This is a genomic window from Vibrio sp. 1288 (assembly GCF_033344475.1).
In genome coordinates this window covers 1-608 of the sequence record NZ_JAWPOX010000770.1, presented here as the reverse complement: position 1 = coordinate 608, position 608 = coordinate 1, and the positions used below count along the sequence as shown (strand labels likewise).

Annotated in this window: 1 pseudogene; it reads left to right on the top strand. The window is 48.7% G+C overall.

The features are described from left to right. A pseudogene (locus R8O11_RS29275) lies at positions 1-608 on the top strand (glycosyltransferase family 1 protein); the annotation flags it as partial.

The following is a 608-nucleotide window of genomic DNA, read 5'->3' as shown; positions in this document are numbered from 1 at the left end:
CACTTAAAAGCGTTGAACTTCGACAACCCACTGTTTTGGACATCCCTACCAACCGCCGCTGATGTGTGTAATGCCATGAATAAACGCGGGCTGATTTACTACTGTGGAGACGATTTTGGCGCGTTAGCGGGCGTTGATCATCAAACAGTGATGGAGCATGAACGCACACTGGTTGATAACGCCGATTGTATTCTTGCTGCAAGCGACAAGCTGGCCGCTCGATTTCCGGATAATAAAACCACAACGCTGCCACACGGGGTCGATTTCAGTCTATTTTCAACGCCTGCAGAAAATGCAAGCGACTTGCCGAACAATGGCCGTAAAATATTGGGTTTTTATGTCAGTTTGTCTGACTGGCTGGACTATCGTTTGATCGACCAAGTCGCCCAACACGCACCGGATTGGGATTTGGTTTTTATTGGACCGAATGAGTTTGCCCACAATCCATTACCACAGCGAGACAACGTTCATTACTTGGGGCCTCGCGCGCATCATTTATTGCCAAGCTATTCCCAACACTGGGACGCAAGTTGGCTACCGTTTGTCGACAACGCACAAATCAAAGCGTGTAACCCGCTCAAACTTTTGGAGTATTTGGCAACGGGCAC